At 50.0% G+C, this 16,224-nt stretch carries 14 protein-coding genes; 3 read left to right on the forward strand and 11 right to left on the reverse strand.

What is annotated here, in order from left to right; translation table 11 throughout:
- Positions 1-197: 197 nt before the first annotated feature.
- Both AC23NW_RS18785 and AC23NW_RS18790 read right to left on the reverse strand, forming a co-directional pair.
- Complete coding sequence (locus AC23NW_RS18785) at positions 198-1,694, reverse strand: capsule assembly Wzi family protein (protein ID WP_487451223.1); 1,497 nt, start codon at positions 1,692-1,694, stop codon at positions 198-200.
- Between the two features lie 152 nt (positions 1,695-1,846).
- Positions 1,847-2,401, reverse strand: coding sequence for a T9SS type A sorting domain-containing protein (locus AC23NW_RS18790; protein WP_487451228.1), 555 nt, complete (start codon positions 2,399-2,401; stop codon positions 1,847-1,849).
- A 288-nt stretch (positions 2,402-2,689) separates the two neighbouring features.
- On the opposite strand from AC23NW_RS18790, the gene accD reads away from it, so the two are divergent.
- Positions 2,690-3,532, forward strand: a complete 843-nt coding sequence (gene accD / locus AC23NW_RS18795; RefSeq protein WP_487451229.1) for an acetyl-CoA carboxylase, carboxyltransferase subunit beta — start codon at positions 2,690-2,692, stop codon at positions 3,530-3,532.
- A 32-nt stretch (positions 3,533-3,564) separates the two neighbouring features.
- On the opposite strand, the gene AC23NW_RS18800 is transcribed toward accD, so the two are convergent.
- The gene (locus AC23NW_RS18800; RefSeq protein ID WP_487451231.1) at positions 3,565-4,677 is read right to left on the reverse strand and encodes a T9SS type A sorting domain-containing protein; all 1,113 of its coding nucleotides are present in this window, start codon (positions 4,675-4,677) and stop codon (positions 3,565-3,567) included.
- A gap of 110 nt (positions 4,678-4,787) precedes the next feature.
- Here AC23NW_RS18800 and AC23NW_RS18805 point away from each other — a divergent pair, with 110 nt between their 5' ends.
- Positions 4,788-5,606 (forward strand): enoyl-CoA hydratase-related protein, encoded by an 819-nt coding sequence (locus AC23NW_RS18805; RefSeq protein ID WP_487451233.1) that lies wholly within the window; start codon positions 4,788-4,790, stop codon positions 5,604-5,606.
- 3 nt (positions 5,607-5,609) lie between these two features.
- Here AC23NW_RS18805 and AC23NW_RS18810 read toward each other — a convergent pair whose 3' ends face one another.
- The 3 genes from AC23NW_RS18810 to AC23NW_RS18820 form a co-directional block, all read right to left on the reverse strand.
- Positions 5,610-6,059: a nuclear transport factor 2 family protein gene (locus AC23NW_RS18810; RefSeq protein ID WP_487451235.1), complete on the reverse strand. Its 450-nt coding sequence runs from the start codon at positions 6,057-6,059 to the stop codon at positions 5,610-5,612.
- A gap of 70 nt (positions 6,060-6,129) precedes the next feature.
- Complete coding sequence (locus AC23NW_RS18815) at positions 6,130-7,395, reverse strand: hypothetical protein (RefSeq protein ID WP_487451236.1); 1,266 nt, start codon at positions 7,393-7,395, stop codon at positions 6,130-6,132.
- Between the two features lie 43 nt (positions 7,396-7,438).
- A complete protein-coding gene (locus AC23NW_RS18820; protein ID WP_487451237.1) occupies positions 7,439-8,395 on the reverse strand; it encodes a DUF2157 domain-containing protein in 957 nt (318 codons plus the stop codon).
- A 107-nt stretch (positions 8,396-8,502) separates the two neighbouring features.
- Between AC23NW_RS18820 and AC23NW_RS18825 the strand changes: the two genes are divergently transcribed.
- Positions 8,503-10,191: a VRR-NUC domain-containing protein gene (locus tag AC23NW_RS18825; protein WP_487451238.1), complete on the forward strand. Its 1,689-nt coding sequence runs from the start codon at positions 8,503-8,505 to the stop codon at positions 10,189-10,191.
- Here the strand turns inward: AC23NW_RS18825 and AC23NW_RS18830 are convergent.
- The 5 genes from AC23NW_RS18830 to AC23NW_RS18850 all read right to left on the reverse strand — a co-directional run bounded on the left by AC23NW_RS18830 (position 10,188) and on the right by AC23NW_RS18850 (position 16,107).
- Entirely contained in the window at positions 10,188-11,117 is a 930-nt protein-coding gene (locus AC23NW_RS18830; RefSeq protein WP_487451239.1) for a DUF4249 domain-containing protein, read from the reverse strand. The two genes, AC23NW_RS18825 and AC23NW_RS18830, sit on opposite strands and share 4 nt — an antisense overlap.
- Positions 11,107-12,141 carry a TonB-dependent receptor plug domain-containing protein gene (locus AC23NW_RS18835; RefSeq protein WP_487451241.1) on the reverse strand — a complete coding sequence of 345 codons (1,035 nt, stop codon included), beginning with the start codon at positions 12,139-12,141 and terminating at the stop codon, positions 11,107-11,109. The genes AC23NW_RS18830 and AC23NW_RS18835 overlap by 11 nt, the downstream gene beginning before the upstream one ends.
- Before the next feature lie 471 nt (positions 12,142-12,612).
- The gene (locus AC23NW_RS18840; RefSeq protein ID WP_487451242.1) at positions 12,613-13,410 is read right to left on the reverse strand and encodes a TonB-dependent receptor plug domain-containing protein; all 798 of its coding nucleotides are present in this window, start codon (positions 13,408-13,410) and stop codon (positions 12,613-12,615) included.
- Positions 13,411-13,623: 213 nt separating this feature from the next.
- Positions 13,624-14,298 carry a LytR/AlgR family response regulator transcription factor gene (locus AC23NW_RS18845; RefSeq protein WP_487451244.1) on the reverse strand — a complete coding sequence of 225 codons (675 nt, stop codon included), beginning with the start codon at positions 14,296-14,298 and terminating at the stop codon, positions 13,624-13,626.
- Complete coding sequence (locus tag AC23NW_RS18850; RefSeq protein WP_487451246.1) at positions 14,299-16,107, reverse strand: sensor histidine kinase; 1,809 nt, start codon at positions 16,105-16,107, stop codon at positions 14,299-14,301. It abuts the gene before it with no gap.
- Between the last annotated feature and the right edge of the window lie 117 nt (positions 16,108-16,224).

Below are 16,224 nucleotides of genomic sequence, written 5' to 3' on the forward strand. Positions count from 1 at the left end.
TACAACCATTGTAAGGCTTCATTAGGAGACAGTTACGGTCAAAGGCGTATAAAGTACGGCAATAAACCGGTCCCATACACGCTATATTTAGCTAACGGTGTGGTTAACTATCGAAATGCAAAGTAAGCTATTCTTGCTGAAAAAAGGCAACTGCGAAATTGTACTATTTCGTGTTTAAACACGTTCTGTCAAGGACATTATTTGCTTCGCCATACTTTCTGCAAACCGATATAGGCACCAACACTATTAGGATATAAATCACCTGCATCAATTGCTACAGAACCTCTGATAGTCAAACCGCCAAGCCAGTCTGTCGGGGCAATCAGTGATACGATACCCGAAAACTGGTTTTTGGGCCGGGCAAACGGGAAATTATAGGTTCCCAGGTTATTACTTATTGACAGTTTTGCCTGGTAAGTAATTGGTCCTTCCAGAAATGAAGCCTTAAGTGGTGACAATGCTCCTGAAATACCCAAATGCCAGACTGTAATCCGGTTATTTAACGTAAATGGATCTTTGGGATTAGCATCGTTTGGCCCCATATTCGGCGGAATAAACGGAGTACCGATGCCACGACCATAATATCCCCAGCCATCCCGGAACTGCGAATGATTAAAATAATCATCTTTCCCCCGCTTTAATGGATCTTCCAGAATAAACTCAGGTCCACCCTGGCTCTTTGTATTCAGCAACTCAAACACAACTTCCCGGAAGAAGGCATTAGTATCATTGTTTCGTAGCCGGATACCGTTCAGACCGTCAGCAATGTTTATTAAATAAAAAAGCGAGCCATCCTCATAAAGATTCTGCCGGTATAAAAAGAGCGAATATCGTACCAGATCAATCTCTGCTCCAAGGTCAATTGTACCTAGATGATTACCTACCCGATTAGTAATATCGAAATTGGTCAGTTTTGTTGTGTCTTTTTTATTAAGTAGTCCTGAAACTACATAAATATAGTCCCTGAAAGATGAGGGCAGTGTAGGCCCTACGGTTAGTCCGAGCTTCTGAAGTTCTTTGCTTTCCCCGCCCCATACAGCCTGATGATTAAATCCGGCATATAGACGAACGACATCATGAGGGCGTCCTAGCCTGAAATAGAGCGTTTTCTGATGTAAAAGGGAGTGATTAACGTAGCCTTGTGGTTGCATCCATCCATGCGCAAATGAACCCATTACCGACAGCCAGCCTTTTGTAAAGCCGATAGGCGTAAACTGAGGGATGCTGATCTGAATTTTTGGGATCGGCAAGGCATTCCCTGACCAGGCGTAGGAGCCGGAGGTTAGCAGCGTATCGGACAAGCCGAAATGCTCACGGCGGCGGCCAGCATAAATTTCAAAAATATTGAATCTAACTTTTGCGTATAGCTCAGGTAACAGAATGTTACCATCGGGTCCCATGTTGCCCACAAGATTTATGCCATACCCGTAGTCCGTTTTCCGATTGATGACTTTTGCAGAATCATAATCACTGTATAGACCCAAACGCGCAGTGGCGGCGGGAGACTTCAGCGGAACGATGCCGTATTCATTACTCCGGAGCCAGAAAGGGGTTCTGGTTGACGATGAAAAATAGCTGCCAAGCTCTCCGCTGTACTGAGTCGGCGCTTTCACCGTTTGAATTTGTGCCTTAGCGAATGGTGTGAATAAGCCCGATGCACAGAGCCATAAAGCTACCTTTGACAATTTAGACATTTAAAAATGAGCGCGCTTTATCAATGAACGGCGCAAACTTACGCCTTTTTTACCATGCTTTAGTTGTATCAATGAGGCAATAAAAAAGCCACCTTCGGGAGGTGGCTTTACTTGCTGGCATTCGCATCAGCCTTTCTCAAAAAACTGAACGCTTACTGTTTCATCAGTCGTACTGACTTGGTACCCTTGTCAGTCTGAATCTGATAAATGTAAATACCGGTTGGAAGGTTGCCTCCTCGTACGTTTACCTTATACTGACCAGCTGCCTGAACATCTTCAGTACTGGTCTGTTCGATAATATTTCCTCTTAAGTCAGTTAGTGTACGGCTTACACGGGATGATTCCGGCAGGCGGTACTCAACGATTGTCTGATCGGCAAACGGGTTGGGTGCTGCAGCTACTGTCATAACCGCATTCGCTTCCGGACTGGCCGGACGCGAAACAACATTGGCAATTGTTGCCTCGAAAACCGCACCCGGCTGAGCCGTAAACCCTGGTTGCAGTACAATTGAACGTCCGGCTTCGTAGCTGACAGAAGCACCTGATTGTACTTCATTGCGGGCTACAATATATTCAACCGCCTTCTCCTGGATAGCGGCTCCAGACTTCATTGAACGAGCAATCTCCTGACTAACAGGATATTCTTGTGCAAAGGCCGCACTAATGCCCATCAATAGGGCGGCGGAAAACAGTAAACTTTTTTTCATAGTGTTTTGTCAGAAGACGGTTGCGGACTGAATTCTTACTCAATCTTAACACTTTTTTCGAAAACCTGGGTAATTTATCTGAGGGAAAACGGACTTTTTTTATGCAACGCAATCATACAGGCATACCCGAACGCTTATCAACACTGAGACTAAATCAGTCTTTATCAGGCCGATTTGCGTAGCTGCATCATAAGCATGTGCTGTGGGATACATTTTGTCGTATCTTTACGCGCTATTTTGATTCCACCCTAGTTGATTGACGACAAACGAAAACAAGAAAACTAAGATATGTCTTGGTTCATCCGCAAAGATAAGGGTATTCAAACGCCGACCGAAATGAAACGGGAGGCCCCTGACGGGTTATGGTACCAATGCCCGAATTGCAAAAAAGTGATGCACACACGGGAGCATAAGCTCAACGCCTATACCTGTGTACATTGCAACTATCACGAAAAAATTGGCTCAGACGCGTACTTCGCCGTTTTATTTGATAACAACATTTTTACGGAACTGGATCCGGATATGATCTCCGGTGACCCGCTGACATTCAGGGACACTAAGGCCTATACTGACCGGATCAAAACAACTATTGCCAAAACCGGCTTGAAAGACGCTGTCCGGACGGGTTATGGTAAAATGAATGACCTCGATATCACCATCGCCTGTATGGACTTTGGCTTTATCGGCGGATCTATGGGGTCGGTTGTCGGTGAGAAGATTGCGCGCGCAATCGATTATTCACTGAAACACAAGCAGCCATTCCTGATGATTTCACGGTCAGGTGGGGCGCGGATGATGGAGGCTGGTTTCTCGCTGATGCAGATGGCCAAAACATCGGCTAAGCTGGCGCTGCTGGCCCAGGCTAAGATTCCGTATGTGTCGCTCCTGACAGACCCGACAACCGGTGGCGTTACGGCTTCCTTTGCCATGCTGGGCGATTTTAATATTGCCGAGCCGGGTGCGCTGATTGGCTTTGCCGGTCCGCGGGTTATCCGCGAAACCATCGGGAAGGATTTGCCGAAAGGCTTCCAGAGCGCCGAGTTTGTGCTTGATCACGGCTTCCTCGACTTCATTGTCGATCGTAAAGATTTGAAAGACAAGCTGACAAGCTTACTGAAAATGCTTCAATAAAGCAGAAGGGGCTCCGAAAGCCCCTTTTGCTTTTATTGCCGGATTAGTTTCTGCCGCACAAACCGGCCGTCGCTTTCGACCTGAATAAAATACAAACCGGCGGGCAGATGCTTAATATCAAACCGCTGATCGTGCTCGTTGCGGGGCGTCTCAATACGTACATCATCTAACAACTGTCCGTTCTGATTTATCAGCTGGAAACGGGGTTTCGATGGTTTTTGTGAGTTGAGACGAACCGTTACCTGATCCTGTGCGGGATTGGGATATACCTGAAGCGTCAGGGGCGTTTCCGGACTCAGTTCCGATATACCGAGCACAAGCGCCTGTTCAACAACCGGTTCATAGGGTGGCAATGGTTGCGGGGTCAGCTGTTTATCCGTCACCTGCATGATCATTTCAAACCGCGTCTCACTCTGAAAAACACCTCGCCGGAACTCCCGCACCAGCATAGCAAAGGTATAACTCCCTTGTGCAGTAGGGGCATCCCAGATCAGTTGTCCCGTCCGGCTGTTGAGTTTAAACGTCCCTTGACGTGAAAATTCATTCGGATATAAATAACTGGAAACCGTCTGCATAGCCTGTTCACAGTTATTTTTGCTGGCAGCCGGCCGGATTAAAACGTAGGCCAGACTATCGCCTTCCGTATCGGTAACGGGGAAGTTAAAAATGGTCCGTTGATTGACCGCTGCCTGAAAGATGTTGTCAGGTAATGCGATTTGGGGAGTCGTATTGGTTTGGTTATCAATACGTAATGTGGTGTTAAGTCCTAACGGTACCATCTCTCCGTCGCGGAAGTTCATTGTTACGGTCCTGTTTTGTTCCGAAATAGTCAGGTAATAACTACCGGTTCCCGGAAAAGTGTGTATTGTCCGGTAAACATTGACTTTTATCGCCGGGTCATTTCTAAAATCGGTGACCGAAATTCTGGGAACCGTTCCGGTTGTTCCGTCCCCAAAACATACCCTCGTTTCAGAAGACGCGCGTATGGCTTCCGCGCCTCTGATCCCGTCCATAAACAGGGTAACCGTTACTTCATACTGTAATCCATTGACGGGCTTTGCCTGGATATAACCCCCGAGCAGGTGTGTAGCTGAGGCGTGGTAAGCAAGACATAGAAAAAGAAAGGTAGTGGTAAGAAATTTCATGGCATGCGGTGTTTATTACGTGGAAGTTTCTGATTCTTTAACTGAAAAATGTTAATTATATTATCTGAAACGTTACATAAATAGTTTGGTAACTATATTGCCTAAAACCCATGCTTTATTCAGAGAATCAGATAGATACCGGCCGGCTGACACAACTGCGGTTTGTCCGGACAACGCTTGCCGGACATGTGTTTACCATTACGCTGAACCGGCCGGAAAAAAAGAATGCATTGCACCCGCCCATGCTGCATGAACTGGCCTATGCCGTGGCCTGCGCGCATTACCTGACTGACGTATGGCTGGTTGTTGTGGCGGCTGAGGGCGATACGTTTTGTGCGGGGATGGATTTGAAAAGTCTGGTGAGCGGTAATATGGAGGAGTCAAGTGTGCCGGAGCCGTCGGGGCCGGTCAGGCTTGGGGAGTTGATGGCCGGGTTGCATAAACCCTGTATTGCGCGGGTGCAGGGGCCGGTTTATGCCGGTGGTTTTTTGCTGGTGGCGGGGAGTACCTATGTTGTGGCCGCAGAAAACGCTGCGTTTAGCCTGCCGGAGGTAAAGCGGGGCCTTTTCCCGTTTCAGGTGATGGCTAGTCTGATGGAGATCATGCCCGCCCGTGCGGTGCTGGACCTTTGCCTGCGTGCCCGGACACTATCGGCACAGGATGCTGCCGGGTTAGGTTTAGTAACGCAGGTTGTTCGTTTTCCGGAACTGGATGTTGCCGTTGCGGATTTGGTAACGGAATTAAAGCAGTATTCGCCTGCTGCCATACAGTTTGGTTTACGCGCCTATCAGCAACTGAAAAGCCTGCCACCGGATCAGCAGCAGGCTTTTTTACACCAGCAGTTTCAGTTAATTCAGCAGACGGCCGATGCGAAAGAAGGGATGAATGCGTTTCTGGAAAAGCGCCCGCCGGCCTGGACTGGTCAGTAAATGCTAGCACCCGTCGCGGCGGCGGGTGTCGATAATCGACTGAATTTTCCAGCTACCGTTGATTTTTACCAGCGTAAAGACGTTTACGCCGCAGTGACTTTTCTGACCTTTGTAGTAAAATGTATACGGCGTCCAGGCAATGGCCAGTTCGGCGTCAACTTTGATCTCATAGCCCGTCAGCCGTTCGTCAAGGTCACCGGCGGTTTGTTTGCCGATAGAGGTGATAAAGCCGGGGATGGATTCCTGCCGTACACTGACCGCTCCTTCTTTATTTTTGGCTACCGACTGTAAGGAGGCAGCCGGCGCGAACACAGATTTAACCAGCGTGGTATCGGATTTACGCATGCCGGTAAACATCTGATCGATGGCGGCGCGAACGGCCGTTTCGTCCGTTGACTGGGCAAAAACCGGCGCCGTAAGCAGTAACGAAAAGAGTAAAAGAAGTTTGTTCATCGGATTCGTCGTTGGTTAATGATGAGGCTGCAAGGTACATGAACATCAGTCTATTTGCCAACTTTGCCGGTCAGTATTTGCCACCGCTCCCGCCGCCGCCGAAATCACCGCCGCCATAGCGCAGCGGGTCCGGATGGTGGACCGACGCCGAGGCCTGAATCGTGGCCAGTACTTCGGCATTCAGGAAGAATTCACGGGGTGAATCCTCGTCGGGAACGTCGGTGAACCCGTGTGGTTTGGTCTCATGGCCAGGCCGTCGCAGAAACCAGATCAGGAAACCGGCAAACCCGATGGTGAACACACCGCATAACGTCAGGTGAACCGACAGCGGCAGGAACCCGTGATAATGCCGGAACGTGGCTAGGGCACCGGCAATGCCGATTGCCGCCAGAATCAGAAAAACGCGGTTGCGGTAGTGAAGTCCGATATAGGCGTAACCAAGGGGAATCAGAAAGGTAAAGAGCCAGAACAACCAGGGAAGGCTGATATCCGGCGAAACGGCGGGTACCGGCCGCAGCAACTGCGCATTGAGCTCCCGCACCATGAAATAATTGCTGCTGATCAGCAGCATCGACAGCGCAATCCATTGCGTGATCGTGATCGCGTCGTCGTAATAGACCAGATTCTGCATGATGGCTTCCGTTGCGGGTTTTCCGGCGCTCCGGCCTGCTGTCCGGCTGAACACACCTGCCCGTCTGCCGGGACCTCTCGTCGGAACGATAAACGCAAAATGGCACAGAAAATAAATGCACAGGGACAGCGCCATGAACAAAAAGGGTAAAACCGCTTTGCCCCAATCCTGCTTCAGCAACCCGTCGAAAACGGCCCAGTATACCGTTAGCCAGGCCACAAACGTGATGATGGTATCGCCGTAGTACCAGATGGCCAGTATCATGGCCGGCAGGCACCACAGGCATCGGGCCCACAGGCTGGTCTGGTCGGGCAGGGCGATATTGATGCCGAGGCATATAAGCGCCACGGATGACACTACCAGCGCATTATCGATACCACTGCGGTACAGGCTTTGCCGGTTGATGAGAAACTGATTCAGAAAAACGAGTCCTATGCCAAACAGGCAGCTGAAGATGGCATTACCGGTGGCATTAGCCGGGCTCATGACGAGCGCCAGTAAGGCGTAACCACCTGCCACGGCAATGTTAGTAAACAAAAACGCCCCGATTTCGACGAAGGCATTTGATTGCCGGAACCCAATCGGGTACGCCTTGTAAATAGTCTGGCATTGCTCCGGTGTCAGCAGTCCTTGCGCCTGCCAGCGTTCGGTCTGAAACCGGATTACCTTGTTATATATCCATTGTATGTTGTAAGCCTTTTGCATAGAAAGTGAAAGAGAGAAAGAGCGATCCGGGTTTAGCCGGCGATCAGCTAACGGCCTTGCGGTTGTAGAGCAGGTAGATAACCAGCCCGATGCCGCTGACCAGGAAATAGAACGTGGCCAGGTAATTGCCTGGTTTCCCAAAATGAAAAACGAGGTAGGTGAGGCCGATATAGCCGTAAACCGCACTCATCAGTAAAAACAAAAATGACCGCTGGTTGCGGGCGTACCGGTCAAAGGCCACGCAGGTACCAAACAGGGCGATGATGTAAACAAACCGCCAGGTATCAAAATTGAACATGCCGGCTACCAGGGCTACCAGCAACAGGTTACCGGCCATGAGCAGATAGGTGAATGTAAAATGGGCTTTGATCCGACGGCGTTCAAGCAGAAAGGCAGCCGCAATCAGGAGCAGACTCAGGCCAATGCCTGACAGCGTAATGCGCTCGTCAAAGAAATTGGTCTTAAAGAAAAAATCCAGCGGGCGAACCGTCAGGCCAACCCACGAAATCAGGGCGGTCAATGCCATACTCAGTACGCCCCGATGATCGAACAGATAGGCGAGTGCCAGAAACAGCATCGCCGGAATGAAGGTGACCAACCCGTAGCGGGTGCCGAACACATTGTATTCATACTGCGCATAGCCTTCGAGCGACAGAAAGAGCAGGCAGCCCAGCAACAAGGCGTAATCGCCGAAGGGCGACCGGCTGCGGGTCTGCTCGGGCGACCACGGCGCGCGGTAATACGCTGCAAAACCAAAACACGCCAGACACAGTATAGCCATGGCGCCGAGCAGGAAGCCATGGCCGATCCGGTCGTAGTTTTCGTAAATCAGCAGGCCAAGGCCGGAGCTCAGTAAAACGACACCGGCATACAGTACCGCCCGTAATTCCCAATGCACCGAAAAGGGTTTTTTATCCTCAATATCGCGGATAATATCCGCCTGATTGCCGGCAATCAGACCCTGCTGAGAAAGGGCCTGTAGAATGTCGTGTGGGGACATATATGCGTATTTTTTTGTTATTTACCTGTACAACGGAACGGTATTCGTTCCATGACGACTATACCCGAACGTAACCGGAAACAGGTCCGGTTTACAGGCTGTCCGCGATGAAAATAATCTTGCCACCCCGATATTACCTCAACAACTTTCAGTACGTCGTTGATTTTGTCAAACGACTGTACGGCGGGTTGTTAAACGAGGCCGAAAAAGACTTTATCCTCCGGTTGGGTGCCTTATCCGAAGACGCTCAGTGCCTTTTCGTGCGGTTCAGCAATCGCAAAGGACTGTTTTTCCGGATAAATAAACTACACTATGCCGAAATCCCTGATTTAACGGCAGCCGGTGCAGAGTTATTGGCGAACGGCTTTGCAGAGTACGTATCGGTCGCACACGAGTCCATGGCAGGAGACATCCTGACCATTTTCACAAAAGCTGAGCTACTGGAACGACTGCCGCTTTCGGCCGAAGAAGTAAAACTGCTGGCAAAGCTCAAAAAGGAAGATATTGTCCGGTATGTGCTGCATGAACTGTCGTTTGCGGAGGTGGTCCGGAGTCTGACGGCGGCAGAGCCGGTCGTAAAGGTTAATTTTGAGGTGGAGGTCATGATGATCAAATACCTGTTTTTTGGTCATCGCGGAGCCGATATGACGGAGTTTGTGATCCGTGATCTGGGCATGGTCAATTTTGAACGCTATGACGAAAGTAAGCTGACGGCCCGTTTCCAGACCCGTAAGGAGGTAGAAGATAAACTCATGGTATCGCTGACGAATGAGGCGTTTTATGAGCTGCGGGACAGCGAGACGCCGCCTGAGGATATTTACAACTGGTTCCTGAACTGGAATGAGAACAAGCCCGATCTGGCCGACATCGCGCTGCAGAGTTATCAGAAGCTGGTTTGCCGGGTCGGCGCGTATCTGGAACGGCAGAAACTACCCGATCAGGCGCTGACGGTCTACGAGCTGTCGGACCTTGTGCCGGCTCGTGAGCGGCGGGTGCGGTTGCTGTTCAAAAATGGCCTGGTCGACGAAGCGCTGGCTCTGTGCGATGAAATCGCCGAGACGCCGCAGAATGCCGAAGAACGCTACTTTGCCAGTGATTTTAAAGAAAAGATACTGAATACCGGTCTGAAGAAACGCAGCCGGAAAGCAACAACCCGGTTTTTGTCGGATGCGGAATCGGTGCAGATTCCGGCGGGTTTCCGGCACCATGTCGAGGCCGGCGTTATTGCCCACTACATGGCTGCGGGTTATCAGGCGGCGTTTACGGAAAACTATCCCTGGCGCGGGCTGTTCGGGCTTGTCTTCTGGGACATTATCTACGATGCCAGCGTGCAGGCGATTCATAACCCGTTGCAACGAGCCCCGTCGGACATGTACCTGCCCGATTTTTACCTGAAGCGGGAAGAACTGATCAAAAAGCGGCTGGCCGAACTGGCAACAAAAGAAGACTGGCGGGTGCATGTCGGCCGGATGTTCAACGCTAAATTCGGGATGGCCAACGTGCTGGTCGACTGGAGTGATAGCCTGCTGGCGCTGGTCAATCAGCTGATTGCGGTGCTGGATGTGGCGCAGCTGCGGTTGATTCTGCTGGAAATGGCCCGCAACGTACGCGAGCATACACGCGGTTTCCCCGACCTGCTGGTTTGGCGCGACTCCGGGGAATACGCGTTTGTCGAGGTCAAATCCCCGACCGATCACCTCGGCGCGCAGCAGCTGCACTGGCTGGAGTTTTTCCAGACCATCGGCGTAACAGGCATGGTCATGCGGGTGATCTGGAGCGGGGGGGCGTTAAACTAATTCACTTCCTTCAACACCACTACCTGTGTGGCATAGGCCGCAAAGACGCCCTGGCCTCCCGAGACATTGCCGGCCACCGGCGACGGCTGAGCAAATGGGTTATCGCCGATGCCACCCCCATCGCTGATGCGGTTTTGGTAGGCCGTAATCACCGAGCGCAGATACCGGTCAAATGCCGGGCTTCCTGTCCAGATCGTTAGCTGGTAGCGGTCGCCGGGCTTTTTGAGGTTTGCCACCTGATTGCCGGTATTGAACGTAATGGCCGGATGGGTCAGGCCGTCTGCCACGATGGACTTAATCCGGGCGTAGGGCCAGTAAGAGCGTTTGTAATTGAAGCCCGACAGGTTACTGTTAAACTCGTCCAGCAACAGGCTGTTGCTCTGAATGCCTTCGATGGTTGTGGTCAGCTGTCGGGTACTGAACGCCTCCGTCCGCAAATAGACCGAAAGCCATTGCACCGCCTCGTTGGCGGGCAGCGGCTGTGTTTGCAGAATAATGTCAGGGTTGTTGTTCACATTGCCGGCATTCGGGCCGGTTAGCGTGACCGATAACACCGGAGCAACCGGCATCCGGTCCTGCGCCGTGAGTGTTTTGCCTTCCGGTGTAATGGCCGTTAAGGCATAGACATGCCCCGGCTGGGGGTGGTAATTCAGCCGGTAGACACCCGGCCGCTGCTCCGCCAATGGTGCAAGGCGTTGCCCGTTGTCGGCGATGAATACCCGCGCGTTTTGAATGGGCGTTGGCGTAACGTCAGTCGCTGTGGTTGGGTAACTGTAGGTGAGCGTTACCTGAAGCGTACTGTCGGGCGACAATAAGGCGGCTACTACCGGCTCCCGGACGAAGGCAGGGGGCGTCAGCGTAATTGTTTTGGTACAGCCCCACAAACCAAGGCTGACTAAACCAACAAAGAATAGCTTAAAACGCATAACTGTACGTAGCTGAGGGAAGAATGGTGAAGAGACTAAACTGTTTCAGCTGACCGTCCTGTGGGTAGACAATAAACGGATTGTTCCGGTTATACACGTTGTAACAGGCCAGAATCCAGCTGCGGGTGCCCCGCTTCTTTACCTTATCGAACCGGTAACTGACATCTAACCGATGGTAGGCGGGTAGACGGAAATTATTGCGGTTGTTCAGTACGTCTATCTGCGAAAAGTACTGCTGAAAGCTGCCCTGATAGATGGGACTGATGCCCGCATCGGGCTGCGGCAGGCTGACACGGCTGGTTGGCAGCGTGGCGGTTGCGCCGGTATTGAACTGAAAATTGGCTGTCAGCTGCTGCTTGGGTCGGGTCGTTTTCGTGACCACAGCGCTGACCACGTGTCGCCGGTCATAGGTGTACGGAAACCATTGTCCCCCGTTAAGGCCGGCGAATAACCGCTGATGCCATGACAGGGTATAGCTAACCCAGCCGGTCCAGGCACCGGTTGTTTTTTTTAGGTAGGTTTCGAGGCCATATGACCGGCCCGCACCGACCAGTACCCGGTCCGTCCACTCACTGGCCCAGGTCAGAAACAGGTTACTGCCCGTTTTGTATTCCAGCACGTTGTCAAGCCATTTGTAGTAGCCTTCAACCGAACCCGAAAACCCTTTTCGGGCGCCCTGATAAATGCCTAAAGAAAACTGCTGACTCGTTTGTGGCTTAATGGCGGCATTGGTAGGCACCCACAGATCGGTGGGCAGGCCCAGCGAAGAGTTGGTCAGCAGATGCAGGTACTGTACCTGGGTGTTGTAGGCCGCTTTGAGCGAAAGATGATCCGACAGACCATACTGTATACTCAGCCGGGGTTGCAGGTTGGCGTAGGTTCGGTCAGGAACCAGATTGACCGATTGCACCAGACCCACGTTGGCCGACATGTGTTCGGAGAAGGTCAGCGTAGCGTCGACATAGGCCGACGCTTCATGGCTGTAGGCGGGTTGCGCGGGTGCGGTGCTTTCGTCAACCGGCACATTACCCTGCTCGGTACGGATTTCGGGCGTAAACCGCCGTAACGAAAGCTGCGTACCAAACTGAAGCTGTACCGACGAAGCCGCCGACAGGTCAAAATCAGTTTTCAGTAGTACGTCCCGGATGGCCGAGCGGGTATCGAAACGAATCGTACCTTCGGCGGTTTCTGAACGGGTATTGAGGGTATAGTGATACTTGACGAGCCCGAGCTGAAACCGGCCAAAGAGTTTCTCAGAAAACAGCTGCGTATACCGTGCCGAGAGGGTGCTGTTGGCCCAGTCATAGCCATAGACCGACTTATAGCGCGAATCGGTAAAAACGTTCCGGAACCGGTCCTTGCTCCGGTACCAGCTTACGTACAGATGCCGTTTGGGCGATAGTTCCGCATTGATTTTTGCATTAATGTCGTCGAAATGATAGCCAAGCCGGTTGCGGTTATTGATCAGGCTAAGCAGATTGGTAAACGCATCGAGCTAGGTTCGCCGCCCCGAGATCATGTAGGATAGTTTGTTTTTGGCCAAAGGACCTTCGAGCAGCAGGTTACCGGCAACGGGGCTCAGGGCAAAGCGCCCGTGCGTTTTTTGCCGGTTGCCTTCTTTCATGCTCAGATCGAGTACCGACGACAGACGGCCGCTGTATCGGGCGGGAATGGCTCCTTTGTAAAAATCAGCCGTAGCAATAGCCTCCGGATTAAAGACCGAAAAGAACCCGAACAGATGCGAGGCATTGTAGACGGGCATGCCGTCGAGCAGGATGAGATTCTGGTCGGGGCTGCCTCCGCGTACGTACATACCGGCAGTACCTTCGGTGCCTCCCTGAACGCCGGGGAGCGTCTGTACAAATTTGGGCAGGTCGGCTTCGCCCAGCAAGGCCGGAGCTTGCCGGAGCAGGGTCAGCGGAAGCCGGTAGGTGCCGGGTGCGACATCGCGTTGTAGTAAATCACTCTGCACCGTAACTACCTCCAGCTGTTTGGCCTGCGCTGTCAGCCAGATGGTTAGGGTGGTGTCGTTGGCAGATGCCAGCGTCTGACGATAGGGCTGGTATCCCAAAAAGCGGACAGACAGTGCCCGGGTTGCGGTGCTTTTGGTGACGCGTAGGCTAAAGAACCCATAGCCGTTTGTTTGCCGGGTACTATTGCCGATCTGCACAACCGCCCCCGACAGGTTTTCGCCGGAAAGGCTGTCGCGCACAAACCCGCTGATGGTAATGGTTTGGGCAAGGGTAAAACAGGGAATAAACGTACCGGATAGTAGTAGTAGCCAAAGGCGCATAAGGATAAAAAATGGTGTGGCAGAATTGTTCCCTGATGTATAATCAGGCAGTTCCCGAAAAAGTAACGCGTCGGGCGGGGAAAAATTTTGGAGCAACTACAGGAAAGGCCGCACAGATGTACTTAAAACCGCAATTTCCGGATTGATGACCGGCAGCAGGAACTGTATTTTTACCAAAAAAACAACAGGCTATGACGATTACATCTTAATCGGCTACTCAAATATATTTTTCTTTGAAAGAGGGATTTTTGTATTACCTACAATCACACTTTTAGAACAATATTTCTGAATTTTATCCTTATTGACGATATAGGCCCGATGCGTTTGAATAAATTTTGTAGCAGGTAATGATTCGATGATACAGGAGATCGTCGAACGGGATTTGTAAACTTTTATATCGGTGTGAAATAGCAGATAATTTCCCTCCGATTCGATATAATTAATTGCTTCCAACGGCAAGTCAACCTGGTAAACGCCATCCTTTACTAAAATGGCTGGTTTGATTCGGTCTTCTTTGGCCGATTTTATAATTGCCAATTTAACGGAAGCGATTAAGTCGCTGTTTTTAAATGGTTTGGTCAGATACGAATAGGGTGAAGTAGCAACCGCCTCGCTGATCACCCTGGCGTTTTCGTAAGCCGTAAGATATATAAACGGGACTTGTTGTTTGGCATGAATCAGTTTTCCCAAGTGAATGCCATCCATTTCGCCGTCGCCAAGGTTAATGTCGAGAATGGCAAGATCAACCAATTCTTTCTGGAGAATCTTCATCGCTTCATCGGCATTTTTAGCTTCTAAAACCTGGTAGCCATGTTCCAGTAAAATTTTTTTCGTTAATCTTCGGTTCAGAAAATCATCTTCAACCACCAAAATCACTTCTGAATTCATTTAAAAATATAGGTTTAGTTCAAATCCCTTTTTGCACCTGGTCTCAATCTTACCGTTGAGCTGGTCAATCAATCCTTTTATTATTTCTATACCCAACCCTTTAGTTTGCTTCTGATTAAAGTCAAAGCCTGTACCGTTATCAATGTAACCCAGGTAGTTCATTTTTGCATTGTTTTGGTGCCGGATTTCAATATTGATGATGCCGTTTGATTGGTTTTTAAAGGCGTGTTTCATGCTGTTGCTGATCAGTTCAACAATGATCAGTCCCAATGGCAGTGCTTTTGAGATGGCCAGCGTGTCGATTTCGCAAGTGGTGAACAGGGTTACATGGGTCTCCCTGGTATCATACGAATCTTTAACAAGCTCAGAAAGCTCAGTGACATACCGTTTCAAATCAACATCCTTAACGCCTTCGTCAACATTCAACTTCTTATGAAGCAACGCAATCGAATGAATCCGATTCTGGTTGTTACGAATCAGATCATCGATTGTGCTGAAACTGATGGACTCTTTCTGAATCTCTAACAGACTAATGACATATTGTAAATTATTTTTTACCCGATGTTGTAACTCCGAAAGAAGAATCTGTTTTTGTTCAACAGTTTTTGCAATCTCATCTTTCTGACGGTTTATTTCCCGGTTTTTAGCTAACAAAACAGCATTCCCCTTTTTCTTTTGACGGTTGTTTTTATACAGGATTACTGAAATCAATCCTAAAAAGACAAGCAGGATAGTGAGTGTTTTCTGCCTGATTGAATGATCATACTCTTTTTTAGCGTCAGCTAAATCCCGTTCGCGTTCTTGTTCGGATTTGACAATATTTTGTGTTTGAATAATTCGCGCGGCTGTGTAAAGGCTATCATTCGTAGCATGCAATAGTTTCAGGTATCTGATTGCTTCTGCTGGATTTACAGGTTCATAAAGTTGGGATAAAAGTTTGGCGGCGCTTGCTGTCAGTACCAGGTTTTTAAATTTCCTGCCGCCAGCCAATGCTTTTCCCGCGTAAAACAGAGCCGAATCCGGTTGGCCCATTCTCTGAAAAACGCCGGCTAAATCCACCGACTGTTCAGACTCCAAAAAAAGATTACCGGATTGACTTGAAAAACGAATCGCCACTCTTAAGTACTTCAACGCTAATGCATAGTTTTCCCGCTTTTTTTCAACTCTGCCCATAATTGCATTGGCATAGGACACTTCGATGGGGATGTTCAGGCGCCGGCAATGCACATCGGTTAATTTAGCAAAATACATAGCCGAGTCCAGCACATTCAGGTTTTCATAAACCTCGCCAATATTGTGATAAATAAGCCATTTCCCGTTATTGGGCAGTGAGTCCAGCTGAGGGTGACGATAGGCCTTTAACAGCCATTCCAGGCGGTGCCGGCTATCTTGCTGTTTTTCGTAGACTAACGCAATCAAATTATAAAAGACCACTACCAGATCCGGGTATTTAGCCTGGCTAAGTCGCAATCCATCGTAAGCCGTCTGAGTACCCGTTTGCCAGTCACCGGTTATGGTTGCGACAAAACTTAATGCCTGTAGCGAAACCAATTCGCCATACGTGTAAGCAAGTTTTCGGGCCAGGGTGATTGCCTCTGTTGCGTAGACCACAGCCTCGTCAGGCTCAGTCATGGTATGATACCTGGCCAGACGCCATAAGCTGAGCACTTTGCTGGTATCTTCCATAGATGTTGCCAATTCCTGCTTCAATTTCCCGACCTCTTGAGTAGTTAAACTGAGCGGTTGGCTACATCCAGGCGTAGCTATCCCGATTAGAATTGACCCTATGAATGCAACTAGCAATTTCATGATTAGCTGTTTTTGTAATCGCCGCACTTTACTGGCCATTGTTACTATTGCCCCGTGGCTTTTCCGGTTACCCTCAAATATCAACAATAGCGTTGGTTTTCGAAATTCTTAGACTAT

The sequence above is a fragment of the Arsenicibacter sp. R0_47 genome, from assembly GCF_057652235.1.